Consider the following 24,473-nt stretch of genomic DNA (forward strand, 5'->3'; position numbering starts at 1 on the left):
GTCTACAGCGAGTTCTGTGGGGTCGTAGAGCAGCGCCTGCCGGTGTTCCAGCCGCGCCCGGTGCCGCGCAGCCTGCCGGTCTTCCCGCAGGCTGCGCAGGACATGCTGCTGCCGATGCCCACGCTGTCGCAACTGGGCCTGGGCGAACCGCTCAGCGTGCCGAACAGCGCCTTCCCCTTCGCCGGTGGCGAGCCGGCGGCGCAATCGCGACTGCGCGACTACCTCTGGGAACGCCAGGGTGTGCGCAACTACATCGAAAACCGCCACGGGCTGATCGGCACCGAGTACTCCTCGAAGCTCTCGCCCTGGCTGGCCAACGGCAGCCTGTCGCCGAGAAGGGTCGCGGCCGAACTGCGTCGCCACGAGTCGCGCTACGGCCGCAACGAGTCCACCCACTGCCTGTGGCAAAAGCTGCTCTGGCGCGAATTCTTCCGCCTGACCCTCGAGCGCCACGGCCAGGCGTTGTTCGAGCCCGGCGGCGTGAAAGCGACCGCTCGCGCGCCGGACAAGATCGACGAACGCTTCCAGCAGTGGTGCCAGGGACGCACCGGGATGCCGATCGTCGATGCCAACATGCGCGAACTGGCCGATACCGGGTTCATGTCCTACTGCGGCCGGCAGATCGTCGCCAGCTACCTGGTTCACGACCTGAAGCAGGACTGGCGCCACGGCGCCGCCTGGTTCGAGGAACACCAGCTCGATTACGACCCGGCGAGCAGCTGGGGCAACTGGGCCTACGTCGCCGGTTACGCCAGCGATCCGAAGCGCAGCGACACCTTCAACGCCTTGCGCAAGGCGCGCGATCTCGATCCGGAGGGCACCTACGTCAGCCTCTGGCTGCCGGAATTGCGCGTGGTTTCGCCGCAGCTGCGGCACACGCCGTTCCTGCTGCCCTTGCTGCAACTGGAGATGATCGACTATCCACGCCTGTCGAAAGTCCCGGAATCCTGGACCGACTACCTGCCCAATGCCGAGGAGCAGTTCTACGGCGTACCCAATGAGGACAAGGAGTCGTTGCAGGCGTCATAGCGCTCACTCTCGATACGATTGCGCCCGCCACGCTTGGCGCGATACAGCGCCTGGTCTGCGCGCTCGAAGACCTGTTCGGCCACCTCGCCCGGGTGATACGCGGAAAGACCGCCGGACAGCGTGATCGTTACCGGTTGCCCCTTGAAGTGGAACGGACAGGCCTCGATGGCCGTGCGCAGCACGTCGAGCAGCTTGAGCCCACCTTCCATCGGCGTGGAAGGCATCAGCAGCACGAACTCCTCACCGCCGAAGCGCGCGATGAAATCGGTCACCCGCACCCGCTTGGCCAACTCGCCCGCGATGATCTTCAGCACCTTGTCACCGGCGAGGTGGCCATACTCGTCGTTGATCCGCTTGAAGTGGTCGATATCCAGCACCGCCATCAGCAGCTCGCCCCCATAGCGTTGCCAGCGCGCGCCCTCGATTTCCAGACGCTCGTTCCACGCCGCCCGGTTGGGTAGACAGGTGAGCGCGTCGACCAGCGCCTTCTGCCGCTGCTCCTCGAGGTTCTCGCGAAAGCCCTTGGCTTCCTGCGCCATGCTGGCGACCCGCTCGACCAGCGTCTGCAACCGGCCGGCGATCTGCTCCTCGCGCTGGTCGCGCTGGCGCTGGTACTCGTCCATGGTATGGAGCAGCCCTTCGAGGCGGCTTTCGATCACCTGCTTAAGGCCGGACAGATCATTCGCTTGCTGCACGCTGCTGTGCAGCCCGGTGACCTGCTGGCGCAAGTCGCTGTCCAGCTCGCGCGCCGACGCCAGGCCATCGACGTAGCCCTCCTGGGCGTCCACCAGGCTGCCCTGGAAACTCGCCAGGCGCTCGTTGAGCTGTCGGAGATACACCTCGAACTCGTGCTGCCCGCTGCCGACCACGGCCTGCATCAGCACGGCCAGGTCCTCCAGCGCCGGAACCAGCTCATACCAGTTGAGGCCGCCGCGAATCCGCTCGGCGAGCGCCGCGGACTGCGCGTGATGGCTCTCGGGCAACGGCAATTCGTCGAGCATGCCCAGCAGGATCGCCTCGACCCGGGCCGCGATGACGATGTAGGCCGGCTCGCTCTGCGCCGGCAGCGCATAGGCGGGATCGGCCGGCTCGAGTATCGCGGCGGCCATCGGCAGGCTGTCGAGGTGCATGCGCGGAAGGCCGACTCCCGCGGTCACTTTCGGCTGGGCCGGCAGCGCCTGGGCGACCGCCTCGGCATCCGGTTCGACCAGCGGCAAGGACTCTTCGGCAGGCGGCGCCGCAACGTCATCCGCGAGCGCCTCGCCCCCGGCGGAAATCGGCGGCGGCGCGACAGCGGCCTCGGCGGCAGGCTCGCCAAGAGCGCGCGGCGGACTCTCGACCGGCCCTTCATCGGTATCGGCCGCATCGACGGGGTCACGCGTGCCGAACAACCGTTGCAATAGGCCGGGACGCTCCTTCTCGTCGTTTTCCAGTTGGGTAAGCGCCTGGCGTTGCAGGTCGCTGAGCTCGATCATCAGCGCCGGCAATTCGCGTGTCTGCCCGGCGCGCTCTTCGATGCCGCGGGCGAACCGCTTCAACGCCTTGCGCACGTCGCGGGGCAACGGCAGCTGCTGCAACTGGGTGACCAGCGAGGCAAGCGCGCCGTTGAGCTGGCCGACGCGTTCCCCGCGGCGGCGCTCGGAATCGAGCACGGCCTTTTCCAGGCGCGGAATCAGCGCCGACAGGCTGGCGTCGAAGTCGTCGCGACGAACGATCTCGCGCAGCTCCTGCATGCACTGGTCGACGCCGCGGTCGCTGCCCTCGGCGGCGAGGCTGCTGCGCACCAGGCCGCGGCGCAGCAGATCGAGGCGAACCTCCCAGCGCTTCTCGAGCCGCTCCTGCTGCTCGAGGCTTTTCAGGTACTTGTCTTTCCAGCGCTGAAGATCGTCGCTCATGGCTCCACCGGTGTGAACGGGCGCGGCACCAGCGCAGAATCGCCACCGAGGCTGCTCGGCAGGCGGATTTCGACGGCGACCGGCAAGTGGTCGGAAATGGCCTGGCTCAGCACTTCCACTCGTTCGAGAGCGAGACCGGGGCTGAGCAGGATGTGGTCCAGGCAACGCACCGGGCGCCAGCTCGGGAAGGTCGCCTCCACCTGTGGCGCCAGCAGCCCGAGATCACGCAGCGGCGAATGTTCGATCAGGTCGGCGGCGAGGGTGTTCATGTCACCCATGAGGATCTGGTGGCGATAGCCGCCGATCAATTCGCGGATGTAGGCGAGTTGGCGGGATCGCGTCTTCGGCCCCAACGACAGGTGCATCATCACCACGACCAACGCGTCCTCGCCTTCGCCGAAGCGCATGAGAATCGCGCCGCGACCGGGCGGGCCGGGCAGCGGGTGGTCTTCGAGCTGGCTGGGGTTCAGCCGGCTGAGCAACCCGTTGCTGTGCTGGGCGAATCGTCCGAGGTTGCGGTTGAGCTGCTGGTACCAGTAGGGAAACTTGCCCAGCCGGGCCAGGTGTTCGACCTGGTTGACGTAGCCCGAGCGCAGGCTGCCGCCATCGACTTCCTGCAGGGCCACTAGGTCGTAACCGTCGAGCAGCGCGCCGATGCGCTGCAGGTTCAGCGACCGTCCGCCGTGCGGCAGCAGGTGCTGCCAGCTGCGGGTCAGGTAGTGGTGATAACGGGCGGTGCTGATTCCGACCTGGATATTGAAGCTGAGCAGGCGCAGGCGTCCGTCAGCCGGCAGGCCGTTGGACGAGAGAAAATGCGGGTTGACCTGCGCATTGCACAGGCTGACCGCGCGTTCAGAACTCCAGCGCCGCAACATGCCACGCTCCAGCGCGCGCCGCTCAACGTGCGGCACGCTCCTTCTCGATCAGGAAGTCGGCCAGTTTCAGCGTTTGCTCCGGGCCGCCGGCGGTGCCCAGGTCGAAACGGTACTTGCCATTCACGACCATGGTCGGCACACCGGTAATCTGGTAGGCCATGGCCAGCTTCTTGTCCTTCTCCATCTGGCTCTTCACGCCGAAGGAGTTGAAGGTCTTCAGGAAGGCTTCCTTGTCGACACCCTGGTCGGCGAGGAAGTCGGCCATCTCGTCTTCGTCGGCGAGCTTCTTGCCTTCCTTGTGGATCGCTGCGAAAACGGCGTCATGCACCTTGGCTTCCACGCCCATGGCTTCCAGGGTGATGAACAGCTGGCCGTGCACGTTCCACACGCCGCCGAACATGGCGGGTACACGAACGAAGTTCACGTCATCCGGCAGCTTCTTGGCCCACGGGGTGATCGTAGGCTCGAACTGGTAGCAGTGCGGGCAGCCGTACCAGAACAGCTCGACCACTTCGATCTTGCCGGGCTTGGATACCGGTACCGGGTTGCTCAGCTCGATGTACTGCTTGCCAGCCTCCGGATCGGCGGCCTGGGCGAGCCCGCCGATCAGACCCGCGGTGGCGAAAACGGCGCTGAGGATCAGGTTACGCATGCATGACTCCTTGGGTTTCATAGCCGCCCACGGCGGGCCTGGCTTCGACCGAGGCAAACGGTTCGGGTTCGGGCTATTGTAGCGGCGCCGGAAACGAAAAAGGGTGGCCATCGCCACCCTTTTTCCTACCCCTCGGCCGGCGTCAGTGCAGACCCTGGATGTAGCTGGATACCGCTTCGATATCCTTGTTGCTGAGCTTGGCGGCGATACCGCGCATGATCATGGTGTCGCCGTCGTTGGTGCGATTGCCTTCGCGGAAGTCGGTCAACTGCTTGGCGACGTAGGCGGCATGTTGGCCGCCGAGATGCGGGAAGCCGGCGGCGAAGTTGCCGCTGCCGTCGGGCGAATGGCAACCGGTGCAAGCTGGCATGCCGTCAGCTACCTTGCCACCCCGGAACAGCGCCTCGCCCTGCTTGACCAGCGCCGGATCGGCAGCGCCGATGGCGATCTTCTGGCTGGAGAAATAGGCGGCGATGTCGGCCAGATCCTGATCGTTGAAGCCCTCCAGCAACCCGGTCATCTCCAGCACCTTGCGGCCGGTACCCGGTTCGGCGGTCGGCGAGGTGCCGGCCTTGATGTCTTTCAACTGCTTCAGCAGGTAGCGCTCACCCTGGCCAGCCAGCTTCGGGAAGTTGGGCGCAGGGCTGTTGCCGTCCGCACCATGGCAGGCACCACAGACAGCGGCCTTGCCCTGGCCGGCAGCGGCATCACCCGCAGCGTGGGCCATACCGGTGATGCCCAGGGTCAACAGCAGACTCACGAGTACTTTGTTCATCAGCTAATCCAATTACGGCTAAGGTTGAAAGAGTTATGGACCGGGCTCATGGCGCACAAATCGGACCAGACAAGCCTCGGCTTTGCAGTCCATGCACAACCCGCGAGGCGGCATACAGCGAGACCGCCATGAGGTTCGCGTCTTGTCGCGCGAATCCATGGATCGACGTGAACTCACCCCCGTGCAACAGGATGAAAGCGCACACAAAATCTGCGGCATTATATACTGGCGTCGCCGAAACGGAAACGAAACCGCCTCCTGCGACACCCGGTCGCACTCTGGAAAACCCATGTCATTCAAGAACCCGATTCTCGGTCTGTGCCAACAGGCCGCCTTCCTCATCAGCGCAGCAAAAGTCGACCAATGTCCTGCGGACGAAGGTCTGGAAGTGGCGTTCGCCGGGCGCTCCAATGCCGGCAAGTCGAGCGCGCTGAACACCCTCACCCATGCCAGCCTGGCGCGCACCTCGAAGACGCCGGGGCGCACCCAGTTGCTGAACTTCTTCAGCCTCGACGAGCATCGGCGCCTGGTCGACCTGCCCGGTTATGGCTACGCCAAGGTGCCGATCCCACTCAAGCAGCACTGGCAGAAACACCTGGAAGCCTACCTGAGCAGCCGCAACAGCCTGGCCGGGCTGATCCTGATGATGGACATCCGCCATCCGCTCACCGACTTCGACCGGATGATGCTCGACTGGGCCACCGCCAGCCGCATGCCGATGCACATCCTGCTGACCAAGGCCGACAAGCTCGCCTACGGCGCGGCAAAGAACGCTCTGCTCAAGGTGCAGCGCGATATCCAGCAGGGCTGGGGCAAGGACGTGGTGAGCATCCAGCTGTTCTCGGCGCCCAAACGCCAGGGCATCGAGGAGGCGCAGCTGGTGCTTGCGCAATGGCTGGGACTGCTGGACGACGAGGAAAAGGAAGACCAGCCTGAGGAATAGGCCGTGGTCGAAATGCGCGCGAAAAAAAACCTCGAACTTCGTATGGGGAGGGAGAAGTTCGAGGTTTAAGTCCGGACCGCTAGGGCGGGGTCCAGATATCTGCCAACACTAAAACACAACAAGGAGCATTGAACGGCTTCACCCATTCAGAATCTGTGACCGGCCAGCTCCGGAAAAAGTTCCCGCCCGGGGCGCGGACCCGGGCCTGGAATCAGTGCGCTTCGTCCCAGTTGGCGCCGACGCCGGCCTCCACCAGCAGCGGCACGTCAAGCGTCGCGGCGCCGCTCATCAGCGCGCGGACCTTCTCGCGAGTCGGGTCGACCAGGTCCTCGCGCACTTCCAGCACCAGTTCATCGTGCACCTGAAGGATCACCCGGGCGTCCAGTTCGGATTCGTCCAGCCAGTCCTGCACCGCCACCATCGCGCGCTTCATGATGTCCGCCGCCGTGCCCTGCATCGGCGCGTTGATCGCCGTGCGTTCGGCCGCCTTTCGCAGGCCCTGGTTCTTCGCGTGGATTTCCGACAGGTACAGGCGCCGGCCGAACAGCGTCTCCACGTAGCCCTGATCGCTGGCCTGCTCGCGAGTGCGTTCCATGTAGGCGAGCACGCCCGGATAACGGGTGAAGTAGCGGTCGATATAGGCCTGCGACTGCTTGCGGTCGACGCCGATCTGCTTGGCCAGGCCGAAAGCGCTCATCCCGTAGATCAGCCCGAAGTTGATCGCCTTGGCGCTGCGCCGCTGCTCGTGGGTCACTTCTTCCAGGCTCACGCCCATGACTTCGGCGGCCGTCGCGCGGTGCACGTCAAGGTCGTTGCGGAAGGCATGCAGCAACCCTTCGTCCTGCGCCAGGTGGGCCATGATGCGCAGCTCGATCTGCGAGTAGTCCGCCGCCAGCAGCCTGTAGCCGGGCGCGGCGATGAACGCCTGGCGGATGCGCCGCCCCTCGGCGGTGCGGATCGGGATGTTCTGCAGGTTCGGGTCCGACGAGGACAGCCGCCCGGTGGCGGTGACTGCCTGGTGGTAGGACGTATGGATACGCCCGGTACGCGGATTGATCTGTTCCGGCAGGCGGTCGGTGTAGGTGCTCTTGAGCTTGCTCAGGGTGCGGTACTGCATGATCACCTTGGGCAGCGGGTAATCCTGCTCGGCCAGTTCGGCGAGCACCGCTTCGGCGGTCGACGGCTGGCCGGTGGCGGTCTTGCTGATCACCGGCAGGCCTAGCTTTTCGTAGAGGATGGTACCGAGTTGCTTGGGCGAGCCCAGGTTGAACTCCTCGCCAGCCAGCTCGAAGGCTTCGCGTTGCAGCGCGACCATCTTCTCGCCCAGCTCCAGGCTGTGGCGACCCAGCAGGTTGGCGTCGACCAGCGCACCGTTGCGCTCGATGCGCGCCAGCACCGGCACCAGCGGCATCTCGATGTCCCGCAGCACGCCCGCCAGCGACGGCGTGGCCTGCAGCTTCTCCCAGAGCGTCTGGTGCAGGCGCAGGGTGACGTCGGCGTCCTCGGCCGCGTAGGGGCCGGCCTGTTCGAGGGAAATCTGGTCGAAGGTCAGCTGCTTGGCGCCCTTGCCGGCGATGTCCTCGAAACGGATGGTTTCGTGCTCAAGGTAGCGCTGCGCCAGGCTGTCCATGTCGTGACGGGTCGCCGTGGCGTCCAGCGCATAGGACTCGAGCATGGTGTCGAAGGCCACGCCGCGCACCTCGATCGGCACCGTGGCGTTGGCCAGCACGTTGATATCGTACTTGGCGTGCTGGCCGACCTTGGCCTTGTTCGGGTCTTCGAGCAGCGGCTTGAGCGCGCGCAGCACGGCGTCGCGGTCGAGCTGTGTCGGCACGCCCATGTAGGAATGCGCCAGCGGCACGTATGCGGCCTCGAACGGCGTCACCGCGAAGGACACCCCGACCAGCTCGGCGACCTGCGCGTTGAGGCTGGTGGTCTCGGTGTCGAAGGCGAACAGCTCGGCGGCCTCGAGCTTCTTCAGCCAGGCATCGAACCGCGCCTGGTCGAGGATGGTTTCGTACTGCTGCGACACTTCCGCCTGCAGGTGATCGCTGCCTGGCGGCGGCACGTCCGGCGCGTCGAACAGGCCACCGCTGGCGGGCTGTTCGAGCTTCCTGGCCTTCGCTTCGCGCTGCAGGTCTTCCAGCCAGCTCTTGAACTCCAGTGCGCCGTAGAGCGCGGCGAGCGCCTCGCGGTCGGGCTCGCCGGGGTGCAGCGAGTCGATCTCGATGTTCAGCGGCACGTCCAGCTTGATGGTCGCCAGCTCGTAGGAGAGGTAGGCCATCTCCTTGTGCTCTTCGAGCTTGGCGGCCAGCGACTTGGCTCCGCGCAGCGGCAGCTCGGCGACCTTGCCGAGGTTGGCGTAGATCACGTCCAGCCCGCCGCCGATGCCGGCCAGCAGGCCCACCGCGGTTTTTTCGCCGACGCCGGGCACGCCGGGGATGTTGTCGATCTTGTCGCCCATCAGCGCCAGGTAGTCGATGATCAGCTCGGGGCCGATACCGAACTTCTCGACCACGCCGGCCGGGTCCATCACCAGCCCGGTCATGGTGTTGACCAGAGTGACGTGCGGGCAGACCAGTTGCGCCATGTCCTTGTCGCCGGTGGAAATCACCACGTCACGTTTTTCGCCGGCGGCCTGGCGCGCCAGCGTGCCGATCACGTCGTCGGCTTCGACGCCCTCGATGCACAGCAGCGGGAAGCCCAGCGCGCGAACGCTGGCGTGCAGCGGCTCGACCTGGTCGCGCAGATCATCGGGCATCGGCGGCCGGTTGGCCTTGTAGTCGGCGAAGATCTCGTCGCGGAAGGTGCCGCCCTTGGCATCGAAAACCACGGCGAAGGGGCTGTCCGGATACTGTTTGCGCAGGCTCTTGAGCATGTTCAGCACGCCCTTCACCGCGCCGGTCTGCATGCCTTTGGAGGTGGCCAGCGGCGGCAGGGCGTGGAAGGCGCGGTACAGGTAGGAAGAGCCGTCCACCAGGACGAGGGGGGCTTGGGACATGCGTGGGACCAACCTTTTGCATAGGGCCGGGTTAGAATGACCGGACCGTTGACGTTAAAGAAGGAAGGTTAACATGCGCGCACCCACCTACCTGCTGACTGGCCTCCTGGCTTGTCTGCCCTTGGCGGCGATCGCCCAGGAACGGCCCGATGCCGACCCCGAGGTGACCATTCGCCAGGACGGCGACAAGACTGTGCAGGAATACCGCCAGAACGGCTTTCTCTACGCGATCAAGATCACCCCCAAGCATGGCAAGCCGTACTTCCTGGTGCGCGCCGACGGCAGCGACGGCAACTTCATCCGCTCGGACCAGCCCGACATGCTGATTCCGGCCTGGGAAATCTTCAAATGGTAGGACGCTGATGTCGGTATTCACGCCGCTCGAACAGCCGCAGCTGGAAACCTTCCTCGCGCCCTACGGACTCGGGCGCCTGAGAAGTTTCCAGGGTATCGCTGCGGGTAGCGAGAACAGCAATTTCTTTGTCAGCCTGGAGCACGGCGAGTTCGTCCTCACGCTGATCGAGCGCGGCCCTTCGCAGGATCTGCCGTTCTTCATCGAACTGCTCGACGTGCTGCACGGTGCCGAGCTGCCAGTGCCCTATGCGCTGCGCAGCGCCAACGGCGACGCCCTGCGCAGCCTGGCTGGCAAGCCGGCACTGCTGCAGCCACGACTGCCGGGCAAGCACGTCGCCCAGCCGAACGCGCACCATTGCGTGGAGGTCGGCACCCTGCTGGGCAAGCTGCACAAGGCGACCTGCGAGAAGCCGCTGCAGCGGCGCAGCGACCGCGGCCTGGACTGGATGCTCGGTGAGGGACGGCGTCTCGGTACGCAACTGCCCGCCTCCGCCGCCAACCTGCTGCAGCCGGTGCTGGACGAGATCGAGGCGCAGCGCGCGGCGATCCTCTCGCTACCGCAGGCCAACCTGCATGCCGACCTGTTTCGCGACAACGTCCTGTTCGACGGCCCGCACCTGTCCGGGGTGATCGACTTCTACAACGCCTGCAGCGGGCCGATGCTCTACGACGTGGCGATCACCCTGAACGACTGGTGCTCCAGCGCCGACGGCGCCCTCGACCTGCCCCGCGCCCGCGCGCTGCTCGGTGCCTATGCCAGCCAGCGGCGCTTCAGCCCGGCCGAGGCGGAACTCTGGCCGGTGCTGCTGCGCGTTGCCTGCGTGCGCTTCTGGCTGTCCCGGCTGATCGCCGCCGATGCCAACGCCGGGCAGGAAGTGCTGATCCACGACCCCGCCGAATTCGAGCATCGCCTGGCGCAGCGCCAGCGGATCGACCTGGCCCTGCCGATCGCGCTGTAGGGCATCGGACCGGCGCACCGCGACCGGGCATTGCCGATGGGCTTCCGTCCACGCGATACGGTGAGGCGCTGGTGGGCAATGGTGGGCTGAAGCCCACCCTACTACTGCGCGTTGTAGGGCGTGCGAAACCCGCGATCGAGGCACATTCGAGATAGGGACACGTGCCTACGTGATGGCGCGGCTACGTAGGGTGGGCTTTAGCCCACGCGATACTGCACGGCCCCGGCCGGGCTGAAGCCCACCCTACGGGTACTGCGCGATCTGCCGGCTCAGAGCCCTTCCAGGCAGCCGGCCAGGTTGTTCGCCAGGTCGTCCAGCAGCCGCTCGTAGCCGTTCGCGTCGGCATTCAGCGTGGCGCCCAGCGCGTCGAGTTCGGCCATTTTCACCGGCAGCCCTTCGGCCAGGGTTTCGGTGAGCTTCGGCCGCCACGGCGGCTCGCTGAACACGCAGGCGGGGCCGGCCTGCTGCAGCTTCTCGCGCATCTCGGCGACGTGTCGCGCGCCCGGCTGCACCTCGGTCGCGGCGCTGAACACGCCGCTGTGCTGCAGGCCGTAGGCTGCCTCGAAGTAGTCGAATCCCTCATGGAACACGAAGTAGGGCTTGCCGGCGACGCCGGCGACGCGCTGGCGCAGGCGCTGGTCGAGCGCACCCAGGCGGCGCTCGAAGGCCTGCAGGTTGGCCTGGTAGCGCGCCGCGTTGTCCGGATCGGCCGCGCTCAGGTCGGCGGCCATGCGCGCGGCGATCACCCGCGCGTTGTCCGGCAGCAGCCAGAGGTGCGCGTCCAGCGTGCCGGGGCGATGTTCATGGTCGTGCTCGCCGTCATCGTCATGCGCCTCGCCTTCGCCGAAATGGCGCAGGTGCAGGCCGGGAAGCGTCTGCACCGTCACCGTGGGCGCGCTGCGGCCCTGCAATACGCGGGGGATGAAAGTCTCCAGATCCGGGCCGATCCAGTAGAACAGCTCGACCTCGCGCAGCTTGCGAACGTCCGACGGGCGCAGCGCATAGTGGTGCGGCGAGGCGCCGGGCGGCAGCAGCACGTCGGGCGTTCCGACGCCGTCCTGCACGGCGGCGGCGATCAGTTGCAGGGGTTTGATGCTGGTCAGCAGGCGCACGTCGGCGTGCGCGTAACCGGCCAGAAGCAGCAGCGGGAGCAGAAGAAAACGAAACACGGAAGGACACCTGAGCTTTCTAAAGTTATAGAATAACGTCTCTCCAGCCGAACGTCGCCGCCCATGAAAACGCCCCTGGCCTGCCTGCCCCACGATCACAGTCACTGCGTGCATAACGCACTGGCCGACGCCGAAGCGCTGTGCGAGCGCCAGGGTGCGCGGCTCACCGCCCTGCGCAAGCGGGTGCTGGAGCTGGTCTGGCAGAGCCACAAGCCGCTCGGCGCCTACGACATCCTCGGCGTACTGAGCGAGACCGACGGTCGCCGCGCGGCGCCGCCGACGGTCTACCGGGCGCTGGATTTCCTCCTGGAAAACGGCCTGGTGCACCGCATCGCCTCGCTCAACGCCTTCGTGGGCTGCAACCATCCCGGCGACGTGCACCAGGGCCAGTTCCTCATCTGCCGCCGTTGCCATACCGCCATCGAGCTGCAGCAACCGGCGATCGGCGCGGCGATTTCCGCCGCCGCCGAGGGCGTCGGGTTCAGCGCCGAGGGGCAGACCGTCGAGGTGGTCGGACTCTGCGCCAGCTGCCGGGAGGCGGCATGAGCAATGAACTGATCCGTCTGAGCGGCGTGGGCGTCGAGTTCAACGCCAAGGCGGTGCTGCAGGACGTGCAGCTGACCGTGAAGCCAGGCGAGATCGTCACCCTGATCGGCCCCAACGGCGCCGGCAAGACCACCCTGGTACGGATCGCCCTGGGCCTGCTCAAACCCGCGCGGGGTGAGGTCTGGCGCCTGCCGAAGCTGCGCATCGGCTACATGCCGCAGAAGCTGCAGATCGAGGCAACGCTGCCGCTCAGCGTGCTGCGCTTCCTGCGCCTGGTGCCGGGGGTGACGCGTTACTCGGCGCTGGCGGCGCTGGCCGAGGTCGGCGCCGAGCAGGTCATCGACAGCCCGCTGCGGAGCATCTCCGGCGGCGAGCTGCAACGCGTGCTGCTGGCGCGCGCGCTGCTGCGCAAGCCGCAGCTGCTGGTGCTCGACGAGCCGGTGCAGGGCGTCGACGTTGCCGGCCAGGCCGAGCTGTACCGGCTGATCACCCGCCTGCGCGACCGCTACGGCTGCGGCGTGCTGATGGTCTCTCACGACCTGCACCTGGTGATGAGCACCACCGACCAGGTGGTCTGCCTCAATCATCACGTGTGCTGCTCTGGCCATCCCGAGCAGGTCAGTGGCGACCCGGCGTTCATCGAGCTGTTCGGCCAGGACGCCAAGAGCCTGGCGATCTATCACCACCGCCACGATCACGACCACGCCCTGCATGGCGGCGTGGTCAAGGCGCACGTACACGGTCCGGACTGCAACCACGACCATGCCTGACTTCCTGCTCAACGCCCTGCTCTCCGGCCTTGCGCTGGCGCTGGTCGCCGGCCCGCTGGGCTCCTTCGTGGTCTGGCGGCGCATGGCCTATTTCGGCGACACCCTGTCCCACGCCGCGCTGCTCGGCGTCGCCCTGGGCTTTCTCCTCGACGTCAGCCCGACGCTGGCGGTGACCGTCGGCTGCGTGCTGCTCGCCGTGCTGTTGGTGACGCTGCAACAGCGCCAGCCGCTGGCTTCGGACACCCTGCTCGGCATCCTCGCCCACAGCACCCTGTCGCTCGGCCTGGTGGTGCTGAGTTTCATGCACGACGTGCGCATCGACCTGATGGGCTACCTGTTCGGCGACCTGCTGGCGGTGGGCCCGGCGGACCTGGCGTGGATTCTCGGCGGCAGTGCGCTGGTCCTGGCGGTGCTGGTGCCGCTGTGGAGGCCGCTGCTGGCGATCACCGTGCACGAGGAGCTGGCCAAGGTCGAAGGCCTGCCGGTGGCGGCGATCCGCCTGGCGCTGATGCTGCTGATCGCCATCGTCATCGCGGTGGCAATGAAGATCGTCGGCGTGCTGCTGATCACCTCGCTGCTGATCATTCCCGCTGCCGCCGCGCAACGCCACGCGCGCACCCCGGAGCAGATGGCCGGTGGCGCCAGCGCGCTGGGGCTGGTCGCGGTGTGCGCCGGGCTCGGCCTGTCCTGGTTCAAGGACACCCCGGCCGGGCCGTCCATCGTGGTCAGCGCCGCGCTGCTGTTCCTGCTCAGCTTCGCCTGGCCGAAGCGCGCCTGACGAACGCCCCGGTGCGCATGGCGCACCCTACGAAGCCGGGTTGTACCGCGGCCGTAGGGTGCGCCGCGCGCACCGTGGGGGCTCAGATCCAGCCGAGCCAGTGCCACCAGGTGGCGGCGAACAGCAGCATGCTGAGGTAGCCGAGCACCGTCACCAGCAGGCCGACCTTGGCGAACTGGCGCGCGTTGAAGGTCTCGGTGCCCAGGCAGACCATGTTCTGCGGCGCGTTGATCGGCAGGATGAAGCCGTAGCTGACGACGAAACCGAGCAGCATGCTCAGCCCTAGCCGGTTGAATTCGCCGGGCAGGTTGAGCAGCACCGCGATGAGGATCGGCAGCAGCGCCGCGGTCAGCGCGGTGGCGCTGGCGAATCCCAGGTGGACGACGATCAGGAAGGCCCCGAGCACCGCGAAGATGGCCAGCGGGCCGAGTCCGTCGAGGCCGGTGTAGGCGACCACCTGCACCGCCAGCCACTGCCCGGCCTGGGTGGTCAGCAGCACGCTACCGAGGCTGATGCCGACGCCGAAGACGATCACCGTGCCCCAGGGAATCCGTGCCTGCACATCCTTCCAGGTCATCACCCCGAAGCGCGGCAGCATAAGCAGCACCAATCCGGCGTAGGTCGTGGTGGTGGTGTCGAAGGGATGCAGCTTGCCCTCGGTGGCCCAGCACAACAGCAAAAGAACCGAGACCATCAGCAGGCGCTTCTGCGCGCCGGTCATCGGGCCCAGCTCACGCAGCTCGCGGGCGACCGCCTCCTTGCCGCCGGCCACCGAATCGGTTTCCGGCGGCATCAGCTTGATGACGATGAACAGCAGCACGACGGACATCAGCATCGCCCAGGGCGCGCCGGCGACCAGCCATTCGATCCAGCTCACCCGCGCCCCGAGCAGCTTGTCCATGAAGCCGACCAGCAGCAGGTTCTGCGCAGCGGCGGTCTGGATGCCGATGTTCCAGATGCTGGTGCCCTGGGCGACGATGATCATCATCCCGGCGGCGAAGTTGGAGCGCTTGTCGACGCCGAACGCGGCGATGATGCCCATCATGATCGGCACCACGCAGGCGCTGCGCGCCGTGGCGCTGGGCACCACCAGGCTGAGCAGGATGGTCACCAGGATGGTTCCGGCGAGGATATGCCGGGTGCTGGTGCCGACCTTCGACAGGGTGACCAGGGCGATGCGGCGGTCGAGCCCGGTGTGGGTCATCGCCGCGGCGATGAACAGCGCACCGGCGACCAGCGCCAGCGCCGGATTGGAGAAGCCGGCCAGGGCCATGCCGATCGCCGCCGTGCTGCCGTAGACCACCCCGGGGTTGGCCAGGGTCGGCGCGGTGCCGACCAGCACCGCCAGCAGCGCGGTGATCATGATCGCGCTGGCCTCGTAGGACACCGCCTCGGTGATCCACACGATCACTGCGAAGACCAGGATCGCCAGCACCCGGTGGCCCGCTACGGGCAGGTCGGCGGAGAGCGGCAGCAGGAGTACCACGACCATCGCCAGGATGCCGGCCAGCAGACCGACGGGAAGAGGAAAACGCGCGCGTGTTTCGGGTGTCGCGGCCGGGACGTTCATGGCTGTGCTCCGCCGGTGGATGTGCCACGAGTATGCGAAATTGTCGCACCCAGGTTACTGACCTGCGTCTAGCATGGGCCTTGGCGCCCGATTGCGACGATCGGGGGAATGCCTCGGCGTCCGCCGTGGTCAGATGCCCACACCCGTTGAAACGCTCCGATGGAGGACCCTACCCCGTGAGCAGCATTCCCGATATCACCCTGAACGACGGTACGCAGATTCCCCAGTTCGGCCTCGGCACCTGGCAGATCCCCGACAGCGAGGCCGCCGACGCCGTGCGCCATGCACTGGAGCTGGGCTACCGCCACATCGACACCGCGGCGATCTACAAGAACGAGCGCGGCGTCGGCGCCGGCATCGCCGCTGCCGGGCTGCCGCGCGAGCAGCTCTACGTGACCACCAAGCTGTGGAACCAGGACCAGGGCTACGACTCGGCGCTGCGCGCCTGCGAGGAGAGCCTGAAGCGCCTCGGCCTGGATCACGTCAACCTCTACCTGATCCACTGGCCGTGCCCGGACAAGGGCAAGTTCCTCGACGCCTGGAAAGCCATGATTCGCCTGCGCGAGGAAGGCCTGGTGACCTCCATCGGCGTCTCCAACTTCCGCCCGGACGACGCCGAGGTGCTGATCATGGAGACTGGCGTGGTGCCGGCGGTGAACCAGATCGAGGTGCACCCGTTCTTCCAGCAGAAGGAAATGCGCGACTTCAACCGCTACAAGGGCATCGCCACCCAGGCCTGGAGCCCGTTGGCGCGTGGCGGTGACCTGCTGCCGCACCCGACGATCCAGGCGCTGGCGCAGAAGCACGGCAAGACGCCGGCCCAGGTGGTGCTGCGCTGGCACATCGAGCTGGGCTCGATCGTGTTCCCGAAATCGGTGCACCCCGAACGCATCCGCGAGAACCTCGATGTGTTCGACTTCCGCCTCGATGCCGACGACCTGCTGCGCATCGCTGAACTGGAAGAAGGACGCCGCACCGGGCCCGACCCGTCCACCTTCAGCTGAGCCTTCGAAGCACATGAAAAAGCCCGGCATTTGCCGGGCTTCCGGTTTATATCGGCAGATCGACGGTGCGCACGGCGCACCCTACGGAGAGCCTCGCGCCCATCGCATCACCGTAGGGTGCGCCGCGCACCAGGCAGCGCGGCGTCACTCACGGATCAGGCCGGAACGCTCTTCGCCTTCGGCTCGCGCGCCCACACGCGGTGCTTGGCGATGGCGGCGATGAAGTCCTTCTGCACCGCGCCCGCATCGGCACCGGTGAGCAGGCCTTCGTCCTCCTCGAGGTTGACCACCTTGAGCAGGTCCTTCGCTTCGCCGGCCAGGGCGATCGCCTTGAGGTGCTTGTAGGCCTCCATCAGGTAGTGCTTGGCGACGCCATCGGCCGACAACGCCTCGACGCTCTTCGCGCCGCCCGGTACGAATACCGCATCCAGCGCCACCGACGGCATGCCTTCGGCGGAACCGTCCACCGGCAGCACGGAGCCGTCCGCCGCAGTGACCGGCGCCGCGTTCGGTCCGAGCACTTTGACGTGCGCGCCCTCGGCCAGCAAGGCGCTCTTGATCGCCTTGACGTCGTCGCCATTCACGCCATCGGCCACAAGCACGGCGATCTTGGTGCCCTTGATGTTGCCGGACAGCAGGTTGAGCTGGCTGAGCGCCGGGGATTTCTCCAGCGACAGCTTCTTCGGCTTCACCGTGGGCGCGCTGGGCGGCTCGACGCCGATGTTCTTCGCCACCTTCTGCGCCAGGCCCAGGTCGATGTTGGCGAGGATCTCGTTGACCTGGCGTTCGCGGATCCATTGCCGCTCGACCTTGCCCAGCTCGAAGCTGTACGCCGCGATGACGTGCTCCTGCTCGGGTGCCGAGAGGCTGTTGAAGAACAGCGTGGCCTGGGAGAAGTGGTCGCCGAACGACTCGCTGCGCTCGCGCACCTTGTGTGCGTCGACGCGCTCGTAGTAGCTCTCGAAGCCACCGTCCACCGGGCCGGCAGGGGTTTCCTTCGGCCAGCCGCCGTCGATGGAATTCGGCTCGTAGGACGCGCGGCCCTTGTCGATGGTGGTGCGGTGCTGGGCATCGCGCTGACCGTTGTGATTCGGCGCCAGCGGACGGTTGATCGGGATTTCATGGAAGTTCGGCCCGCCGAGGCGGCTGATCTGCGTGTCGGTGTAGGAGAACAGCCGGCCCTGCAGCAGCGGGTCGTTGGAGAAATCGATGCCCGGCACGACGTGGGAAGGGCAGAAGGCAACCTGCTCGGTCTCGGCGAAGAAATTGTCCGGGTTGCGGTTGAGCACCATCTTGCCCAGCGGCGTCACCGGCACCAGTTCCTCGGGGATGATCTTGGTCGGGTCCAGCAGGTCGAAGTCGAACTTGTGCTCGTCCTCTTCCTCGACGATCTGAACGCCCAGCTCCCACTCCGGGTAGTCACCCGACTCGATGGCTTCCCAGAGGTCGCGGCGATGCGCGTCGGTGTCCTTGCCCGCCAGCTTTTGCGCCTCGTCCCAGAGCAGCGAACGCACACCCTGGGCCGGCTTCCAGTGGAACTTGACGAAGCGCGACTTGCCGGCAACGTCGATCATCCGGAACGTGTGGATACCGAAGCCCTGCATGCTGCGCAGGTTCACCGGAATGGCGCGGTCGGTCATGGTCCAGAGCACCATGTGCGCGGACTCGGGCACCAGCGAGACGAAGTCCCAGAAGGTGTCATGGGCGCTGCCGCCGGTGGGAATCTCGTTGTGCGGCTCGGGCTTCACCGCGTGGACGAAGTCGGGAAACTTGATCGCGTCCTGGATGAAGAACACCGGCATGTTGTTGCCGACCAGGTCGAAGTTGCCCTCGTCGGTGTAGAACTTCACGGCGAAACCGCGCACGTCGCGCACCGTGTCGCCGGAGCCACGCGGGCCCTGCACGGTGGAAAATCGCACGAACACCGGGGTTTTCTTCGCCGGGTCCTGCAGGAAGCCGGCCTTCGACAGCTTCTTGCCCTGGGCTTCGTACACCTGGAAATAGCCGTGGGCGGCGGTGCCGCGGGCGTGCACGATGCGCTCTGGGATGCGCTCGTGGTCGAAGTGCGTGATCTTCTCACGCATGATGAAGTCTTCCAGCAGCGACGGCCCGCGCGCGCCGGCCTTCAGGGTGTTCTGGTTGTCCGCGATCTTCACGCCCTGATTGGTGCGCAGGGCGGCACCGGTAGCGTCGGAGCGGAAGTCTTCCAGCTGCTCCAGCTTGGCGTTGCTGTTGGCGCGGTCGAGGGTATCGGTGCCGGCGACTTCGCTGGCATTCGCGGCAGGCTTTTTGGTGGCCATCGGCGGTTTATCTCCTTATCGGGTCGGTTCGGGTTGCCGCCGGTCTGCAAGTGCCGGCTCAAGGGCTTCCCGTTAGTGACCGGAACCGTGGCGCGCCCGTTCCCTCCAACCGACCAGCAGCCACTGCGGCTCCCACAGCCCGCCGGCTTATGCCTTTGCATGCGCTACGCTCGACAAGAAATGCTAAGCGGGCCTAAGCAAACCCGCTAAAATGCGCGCCCCCTGGCCACCCCAGGCCGATCAGGCCCACGCCCAAAAGGTTCGTTTCCCGTGATCGAGTTTCACCAGGTCCACAAGACATACCGCGTCGCCGGCAAGCGCGCAGGCCGTGAAATCCCGGCCCTGCAGCCCACCGACCTGCGCATCGAGAGCGGCCAGATCTTCGGTCTGATCGGGCACTCCGGCGCCGGCAAGAGCACCCTGCTGCGCCTGATCAACCGCCTCGAAGAGCCCAGCGGCGGACGCATCCAGGTCGACGGCGAAGACGTCACCGCGCTGGACGCCGACGGCCTGCGGCAATTCCGCCAGCGCGTCGGGATGATCTTCCAGCACTTCAACCTGCTCGCCTCGAAAACCGTCGCCGACAATGTCGCGCTGCCGCTGAAACTGGCCGGCGTGCGTTCGCGTGCAGAGATCGATGCCCGCGTCGCCGAACTGCTGGCCCGCGTCGGCCTCGGCGATCACGCGAAGAAATACCCGGCGCAGCTTTCCGGCGGGCAGAAACAGCGCGTCGGCATCGCCCGCGCGCTGGCCACCGGGCCGACCATCCTGCTCTGCGACGAGGCCACCAGCGCACTCGACCCGCAGACCACCGCCTCGGTGCTGCAACTGCTGGCCCAGATCAACCGCGAGTTGCGCCTGACCATCGTCCTGATCACCCACGAAATGGACGTCATCCGTCGCGTCTGCGACCGCGTCGCGGTGATGGACGCCGGCGCGATCGTCGAACAGGGCGCGGTGGCGGACGTCTTCCTCCACCCGCAGCACCCGACCACCCGGCGTTTCGTGCTGGAGGCCGAGCAGGTCGACGAGGACGAACGCCGCGACGATTTCGCCCAGGTGCCGGGACGCATCCTGCGCCTGACCTTCCACGGCGAGTCGACCTACGCGCCGCTGCTGGGCAAGGTCGCGCGCGAGACCGGCGTGGACTACAGCATCCTCGCCGGCCGCATCGACCGCATTCGCGAGACACCCTACGGCCAGCTCACCCTGTCGCTGGTCGGCGGCGACATCGACGCCGCGCTGGCGCGGTTCCGCGCCGCCGATGTGCACCTGGAGGTATTGCGCTGATGGAGACTCTCGCCGCGCTGTTCGTCAACGTGGATTGGTACGAGATCTGGCAGGCGACCCTCGACACCCTGCTGATGCTCGGCGGTTCGCTGCTGTTCACCGTGCTGCTGGGCCTGCCGCTGGGCGTGCTGCTGTTCCTCAGCGGCCCGCGCCAGCTGTTCGACAACCGCCCGCTCTACGCGCTGCTGTCGCTGGTGGTCAACGTGCTGCGCTCGCTGCCGTTCATCATCCTGCTGATCGTGATGATTCCCTTCACCGTGCTGCTCACCGGCACCTCGCTGGGCGTCGCCGGGGCGATTCCGCCGCTGGTGGTGGGCGCCACGCCGTTCTTCGCGCGCCTGGTGGAAACCGCGCTGCGCGAGGTGGACCGCGGAATCATCGAGGCGACCCAGGCGATGGGCGCGACGACCCGCCAGATCATCCTCGACGCGCTGCTGCCGGAGGCGCGGCCGGGCATCTTCGCGGCGATCACCGTCACCGCGATCACCCTGGTGTCCTACACCGCGATGGCCGGCGTGGTCGGCGCCGGTGGCCTCGGCGACCTGGCGATCCGCTTCGGCTACCAGCGCTTCCAGACCGACGTGATGGTGGTCACCGTGATTCTCCTGCTGGTGCTGGTGCAGGTGCTGCAAAGCATCGGCGACCGCCTGGTGGTGCATTTCTCGCGCAAGTGACGCAACGCCCCGAATAACCGAAAAGCGGCAACCCGCCTGATGCGGGACCCGCAGAACTCTCCCACAAGGAACCTTACGATGAAAAAACTGCTCACTGCCCTCGCCGTCTTCGCGGCCTTCTCCGCCCAGGCCGCGGACAAGATCACCGTCGCGGCGACCGCCGTACCGCACGCGGAAATCCTCGAATTCGTCAAACCGGCGCTGGCCAAGGAAGGCGTCGAGCTGAACGTCAAGGTCTTCACCGACTACGTGCAGCCGAACGTGCAGGTCGCCGAGAAGCGCCTGGACGCCAACTTCTTCCAGCACCAGCCGTACCTGGATGAGTTCAACAAGGGCAAGGGCACCGACCTGGTCAGCGTCGCCGGCGTGCACGTCGAACCCTTCGGCGCCTACTCCAGTAAGATCAAGAACATCGACGCGCTGCCCGAAGGCGCCAACGTGGTCATTCCCAACGATGCCACCAACGGCGGCCGCGCGCTCCTGCTGCTGGCCAAGGCCGGCGTGATCACCCTGAAAGACGGCAGCGGCATCCTCGCCACGCCGAAGGACATCGCCAGCAACCCCAAGCACATCAAGGTGCGCGAGCTGGAAGCCGCGACCCTGCCGCGCGTGCTCAACCAGGTCGACCTCGCACTGATCAACACCAACTACGCGCTGGAAGCCGGCCTCAACCCGACCAAGGACGCGCTGATCATCGAAGGCAGCGACTCGCCCTACGTGAACATCCTCGTCGCCCGCCAGGACAACAAGGACAGCCCGGCCATCCAGAAACTGGCCAAGGCGCTGAACAGCCCCGAGGTGAAGCAGTTCATCAAGAACAAGTACAACGGCGCCGTGGTGCCGGCGTTCTGATTGCGCGCTCCGTCCCCTCCCATCATGGGAGGAGAGTCGGAAAAGGGAGCGCAACGCCGCGGCCCCTGGTAAACGACAAAGCCCGCTCGAAGCGGGCTTTTTCATGAGCGGCGTTCCGGCTGCGAGCAGATTCAGATATCGCCTCTGAGCTTGCCCAGGCCGAGGGAGAGGTGCGTCAGCGCCAGCCAGAGCAACGCAGGCGACCGGGCGACCGCAGCGCCCTTTCAGGCAAAGTAGCGCTCCAGATGCCCGGCGAAACGCTCGAAAGCCTCGATCACTGCGGCTTCCACCTCGCGTTCCTGCCGGCACCCAGCGCGCCGGACTCACCCCTCGCTGTTGAGCAGCGCCGGCAGCTGTGCGGCGAGCTTCTGGCTGTTCAAGGGCGCGCGGATGAAACCGCGCTGGCGACCGTCGGGCCCGATGATGACCAGATTGCCGCTATGGTCGACGGTGTAGCCGGGCTTGCTGGTGTCCGCCGGGATGAACGGGATGCTCACGCCGTTGGCGAGGGTCTGGATGCGCTCCAGGTCCCCGGTCAGGCCGATGAAGCTGGGGTCGAAATAGCCCAGGTACTGCTTGAGCTGCTGCGGGGTATCGCGGTTCGGGTCGACGCTGACCAGCACCACGCGCAGCCGCTCGCGCGCCTCGGCCGGCAGCAGGCCCTTGACCTCGCGCATCTGCGCCAGGGTGGTCGGGCAGATGTCCGGGCAGAAGGTGTAGCCGAAGAACAGCAGGCTCCAGCGGCCCTTCAGCTCGTCCACCGCGAGCGCCTTGCCGTCCTGGTCGGTCAGGCTCAACGATGGCACCTGGCGCGACTGCGGCAGCAGGATGATGCCGGCATCCAGCAGTTGCGCCGGGTCGGCGCCCCCACGACGGTCGAGCACCTTGTGCACGGTGAGGCCGATCACCAGGGCGATCAGCGCGACGAGAACGAAAACGGTCTTGTGGATGCGGGTCATAGGCTCACGAACAGGTAATGGTCGATCAGCAGCGCGATGAACAGCCCGAACAGATACAGGATGCTGTACTTGAAGGTCGCCATCGCGGCGTGTGGCCGGCTGTCCCGGTAGAGCATCCAGGCCCAGTACAGGAAGCGCCCGCCAAGGGCGACCGCGCAGGCCAGGTAGAGCATTCCGCTCATGCGGATGACGAAGGGCAACAGGCTGACGGCGAACAATACCAGCGTGTAGAAGAGAATGTGCAGCTTGGTGTAGTGCACACCGTGGGTCACCGGCAGCATCGGAATATCGGCCTTGGCGTACTCGGCGCGCCGGTGGATCGCCAGCGCCCAGAAGTGCGGGGGCGTCCAGGCGAAGATGATCAGCACCAGCAGCAGCGGTTCGGCGGACAGCTGCCCCGTCACCGCAACCCAGCCGAGCAACGGCGGCGCCGCCCCGGCCAGCCCGCCGATGACGATGTTCTGCGGCGTCGCGCGCTTGAGAAAACCGGTGTAGATCACCGCGTAACCGAGCAGCGAGGCCAGCGTCAGCCAGGCGGTCAGCGGGTTGGTGAAGGCCAGCAGCAACGCCTGCCCGGCCACCGCCAGCGTCAGAGCGAAGGTCAGCGCCGCGGCGGGCGACACTCGTCCCTCGGCCAGCGGCCGCTTGTGGGTACGCGCCATCAGCGAATCGATGCGCCGATCGACCACATGGTTCACCGCCGCCGCGCCGCCCGCGCACAGCGCGATGCCCAGGTTGCCGAACAGCAGCACGCTCCAGGCCACTCCGGCACGGCTCGCGAGGAACATGCCGACCAGCGAGGTGATCAGCATCAGCAGAACCACCTTGGGTTTGGTCAGCTCCAGATAGTCGCGCCAGGTGGCGGAGCGGGTGTTGGCTGTGGTGTTCATGGGGAACTCCTCTGTGGTCGAGGGACGTTTCCCTCACCCCGTCCCTTTCCCGCTGGAAAGGGGGTTGATCGTGCAATGCCTCGTTTGCTTCACGGCGTGGCCGGGACGCGCTAGATCCGCATCCCCTGCGCCGCCGGCCGGGACGCCAGCGGCACCCGCGCGCCGAGCGATACGCGATGCCGAACCCGGCCAACCCGCAGCCGATGGTTCACCAGCAGCAGCACCAGCAGCAGGCAGGCACCGCCGCCGTTGTGCGCGACCGCCACGGCCAGTGGCAGGTGCAGCAGGACGTTGCTCAGGCCGAGCCCGATCTGCATCGCCAGCGCGGCCAGCAGCACGCCGGCGTAGCGTGCCAGGCCATGGCGGAACAGCTGCGCGGCGAGTACCAGCAGCGCCACGCTGACCGCCAGCGCGCCGGCACGGTGGGCGAGATGGATCGCCGTGCGCGCCTCGCTGTCGAGCTGGCCGCCCAGGTAGTTCGGACCGATCTGCTGGCTGAGGTGGAAGCCGTTGGCGAAGTCCGCCTGCGGCCACCATTCGCCGTGGCAGGTCGGCAGGTCGACGCAGGCCACCGCGGCGTAGTTGGAACTGACCCAGCCGCCCAGCGCGATTTGCCCGATCACCAGCGCCAGCCCGGTCGCGGCCAGCCGGCGCAGATGGACGGGCAGTTCGGGACGCGGGGCGAAGGCGCCGGACAGGCGCAACGTCAGCAGGAACAACAGCCCCAGCGTGGCGAAACCACCGAGCAGGTGCGCCGTCACCACCTGCGGCCAGAGCTTGAGCGTCACCGTCCACATGCCGAACGTCGCCTGCGCCAGCACCACGCCGAGCAACAGCAACGGCAGACCCAGCGGCCGCTCGCTGTTGTCGCGGTGACGCAGCGCCTGCAGCGCCAGGGCGAACACCAGCAGCGCCAGCATCCCGGCGAAATAGCGGTGGATCATCTCGCTCCAGCCCTTGCGCGCCTCCACCGGCGCCTCCGGGAAACGCAGCTCGGCATGCGCCAGCTGCGCCTCGGTTTGCGGCACGTGGATGAAGCCGTAGCAGCCCGGCCAGTCGGGGCAGCCGAGGCCGGCGTGGGTCAGGCGCGTGTAGGCGCCGAGCAGAATCACCAGCAGGGCGAGCAGCGTGGCGAACAGGGCGAGGCGAAATCCGGGACGAGCCATGGGGGCGACTCCTGTTGTTGTT

At 66.8% G+C, this 24,473-nt stretch carries 22 protein-coding genes; 11 read left to right on the top strand and 11 right to left on the bottom strand.

All coding sequences use genetic code 11. The annotated features are described in order from the left end of the window. Positions 1–1,029 (top strand): DASH family cryptochrome (locus tag QMX85_RS12615; RefSeq protein ID WP_282341347.1); only part of this gene is annotated, 1,029 nt, incomplete at its 5' end. Here the strand turns inward: QMX85_RS12615 and QMX85_RS12620 are convergent. From QMX85_RS12620 to QMX85_RS12635, 4 genes are all read right to left on the bottom strand, one after another. After that, positions 984–2,924 (bottom strand): GGDEF domain-containing protein, encoded by a 1,941-nt coding sequence (locus QMX85_RS12620; RefSeq protein ID WP_282341349.1) that lies wholly within the window; start codon positions 2,922–2,924, stop codon positions 984–986. The genes QMX85_RS12615 and QMX85_RS12620 overlap by 46 nt on opposite strands. After that, entirely contained in the window at positions 2,921–3,799 is an 879-nt protein-coding gene (locus QMX85_RS12625; RefSeq protein ID WP_282341431.1) for an endonuclease/exonuclease/phosphatase family protein, read from the bottom strand. The genes QMX85_RS12620 and QMX85_RS12625 overlap by 4 nt, the downstream gene beginning before the upstream one ends. A 22-nt stretch (positions 3,800–3,821) precedes the next feature. Then, on the bottom strand, positions 3,822–4,451 hold the full coding sequence (locus QMX85_RS12630) for a thiol:disulfide interchange protein DsbA/DsbL (protein WP_282341351.1): 630 nt from the start codon (positions 4,449–4,451) through the stop codon (positions 3,822–3,824). Between the two features lie 142 nt (positions 4,452–4,593). Beyond that, on the bottom strand, positions 4,594–5,226 hold the full coding sequence (locus QMX85_RS12635) for a c-type cytochrome (RefSeq protein ID WP_273231044.1): 633 nt from the start codon (positions 5,224–5,226) through the stop codon (positions 4,594–4,596). 289 nt (positions 5,227–5,515) lie between these two features. On the opposite strand from QMX85_RS12635, the gene yihA reads away from it, so the two are divergent. After that, entirely contained in the window at positions 5,516–6,169 is a 654-nt protein-coding gene (gene yihA / locus QMX85_RS12640; RefSeq protein ID WP_282341354.1) for a ribosome biogenesis GTP-binding protein YihA/YsxC, read from the top strand. 211 nt (positions 6,170–6,380) lie between these two features. Here yihA and polA read toward each other — a convergent pair whose 3' ends face one another. Beyond that, on the bottom strand, positions 6,381–9,170 hold the full coding sequence (gene polA / locus QMX85_RS12645; protein ID WP_282341356.1) for a DNA polymerase I: 2,790 nt from the start codon (positions 9,168–9,170) through the stop codon (positions 6,381–6,383). Positions 9,171–9,243: 73 nt separating this feature from the next. Between polA and QMX85_RS12650 the strand changes: the two genes are divergently transcribed. Both QMX85_RS12650 and QMX85_RS12655 read left to right on the top strand, forming a co-directional pair. Next, the gene (locus tag QMX85_RS12650; protein WP_090224468.1) at positions 9,244–9,525 is read left to right on the top strand and encodes a DUF2782 domain-containing protein; all 282 of its coding nucleotides are present in this window, start codon (positions 9,244–9,246) and stop codon (positions 9,523–9,525) included. Between the two features lie 7 nt (positions 9,526–9,532). After that, positions 9,533–10,483, top strand: a complete 951-nt coding sequence (locus QMX85_RS12655; RefSeq protein WP_282341359.1) for a homoserine kinase — start codon at positions 9,533–9,535, stop codon at positions 10,481–10,483. Between the two features lie 269 nt (positions 10,484–10,752). Here QMX85_RS12655 and QMX85_RS12660 read toward each other — a convergent pair whose 3' ends face one another. Then, positions 10,753–11,652 carry a zinc ABC transporter substrate-binding protein gene (locus QMX85_RS12660; RefSeq protein WP_282341360.1) on the bottom strand — a complete coding sequence of 300 codons (900 nt, stop codon included), beginning with the start codon at positions 11,650–11,652 and terminating at the stop codon, positions 10,753–10,755. Positions 11,653–11,715: 63 nt separating this feature from the next. On the opposite strand from QMX85_RS12660, the gene zur reads away from it, so the two are divergent. Genes zur through znuB form a run of 3 tightly spaced genes read left to right on the top strand, consistent with a single transcriptional unit; the run spans position 11,716 to position 13,746 of the window. Continuing rightward, on the top strand, positions 11,716–12,198 hold the full coding sequence (gene zur, locus QMX85_RS12665) for a zinc uptake transcriptional repressor Zur (RefSeq protein ID WP_282341361.1): 483 nt from the start codon (positions 11,716–11,718) through the stop codon (positions 12,196–12,198). Next, the gene (gene znuC / locus QMX85_RS12670) at positions 12,195–12,968 is read left to right on the top strand and encodes a zinc ABC transporter ATP-binding protein ZnuC (RefSeq protein ID WP_282341363.1); all 774 of its coding nucleotides are present in this window, start codon (positions 12,195–12,197) and stop codon (positions 12,966–12,968) included. Before zur ends, znuC begins: the two co-directional genes overlap by 4 nt. Beyond that, positions 12,961–13,746 (top strand): zinc ABC transporter permease subunit ZnuB, encoded by a 786-nt coding sequence (gene znuB / locus QMX85_RS12675; protein WP_282341366.1) that lies wholly within the window; start codon positions 12,961–12,963, stop codon positions 13,744–13,746. The genes znuC and znuB overlap by 8 nt, the downstream gene beginning before the upstream one ends. An 82-nt stretch (positions 13,747–13,828) precedes the next feature. Here the strand turns inward: znuB and QMX85_RS12680 are convergent, their stop codons facing one another. Continuing rightward, positions 13,829–15,316: a DASS family sodium-coupled anion symporter gene (locus QMX85_RS12680; RefSeq protein ID WP_282341368.1), complete on the bottom strand. Its 1,488-nt coding sequence runs from the start codon at positions 15,314–15,316 to the stop codon at positions 13,829–13,831. 176 nt (positions 15,317–15,492) lie between these two features. Here QMX85_RS12680 and QMX85_RS12685 point away from each other — a divergent pair, with 176 nt between their 5' ends. After that, positions 15,493–16,320: an aldo/keto reductase gene (locus tag QMX85_RS12685; protein ID WP_282341370.1), complete on the top strand. Its 828-nt coding sequence runs from the start codon at positions 15,493–15,495 to the stop codon at positions 16,318–16,320. Between the two features lie 155 nt (positions 16,321–16,475). On the opposite strand, the gene katE is transcribed toward QMX85_RS12685, so the two are convergent. Further along, the gene (katE, locus tag QMX85_RS12690) at positions 16,476–18,620 is read right to left on the bottom strand and encodes a catalase HPII (protein WP_282341372.1); all 2,145 of its coding nucleotides are present in this window, start codon (positions 18,618–18,620) and stop codon (positions 16,476–16,478) included. Positions 18,621–18,890: 270 nt separating this feature from the next. Between katE and QMX85_RS12695 the strand changes: the two genes are divergently transcribed. The 3 genes from QMX85_RS12695 to QMX85_RS12705 all read left to right on the top strand — a co-directional run bounded on the left by QMX85_RS12695 (position 18,891) and on the right by QMX85_RS12705 (position 21,436). Further along, on the top strand, positions 18,891–19,910 hold the full coding sequence (locus QMX85_RS12695) for a methionine ABC transporter ATP-binding protein (protein WP_282341374.1): 1,020 nt from the start codon (positions 18,891–18,893) through the stop codon (positions 19,908–19,910). Then, positions 19,901–20,584: a methionine ABC transporter permease gene (locus QMX85_RS12700; protein ID WP_282341434.1), complete on the top strand. Its 684-nt coding sequence runs from the start codon at positions 19,901–19,903 to the stop codon at positions 20,582–20,584. The genes QMX85_RS12695 and QMX85_RS12700 overlap by 10 nt, the downstream gene beginning before the upstream one ends. Positions 20,585–20,662: 78 nt before the next feature. Next, the gene (locus QMX85_RS12705) at positions 20,663–21,436 is read left to right on the top strand and encodes a MetQ/NlpA family ABC transporter substrate-binding protein (protein WP_282341376.1); all 774 of its coding nucleotides are present in this window, start codon (positions 20,663–20,665) and stop codon (positions 21,434–21,436) included. A gap of 323 nt (positions 21,437–21,759) precedes the next feature. Here QMX85_RS12705 and QMX85_RS12710 read toward each other — a convergent pair whose 3' ends face one another. From QMX85_RS12710 to QMX85_RS12720, 3 genes are all read right to left on the bottom strand, one after another. After that, the gene (locus tag QMX85_RS12710) at positions 21,760–22,395 is read right to left on the bottom strand and encodes an SCO family protein (protein ID WP_282341378.1); all 636 of its coding nucleotides are present in this window, start codon (positions 22,393–22,395) and stop codon (positions 21,760–21,762) included. Then, the gene (cyoE, locus tag QMX85_RS12715) at positions 22,392–23,285 is read right to left on the bottom strand and encodes a heme o synthase (RefSeq protein ID WP_282341380.1); all 894 of its coding nucleotides are present in this window, start codon (positions 23,283–23,285) and stop codon (positions 22,392–22,394) included. The genes QMX85_RS12710 and cyoE overlap by 4 nt, the downstream gene beginning before the upstream one ends. A 110-nt stretch (positions 23,286–23,395) precedes the next feature. After that, positions 23,396–24,451, bottom strand: a complete 1,056-nt coding sequence (locus QMX85_RS12720; protein ID WP_282341382.1) for a COX15/CtaA family protein — start codon at positions 24,449–24,451, stop codon at positions 23,396–23,398. Positions 24,452–24,473 lie beyond the last annotated feature (22 nt).

It is taken from the genome of Pseudomonas sp. PS02288 (genome assembly GCF_029959715.1).
Lineage (GTDB): Bacteria > Pseudomonadota > Gammaproteobacteria > Pseudomonadales > Pseudomonadaceae > Pseudomonas_O > Pseudomonas_O kuykendallii.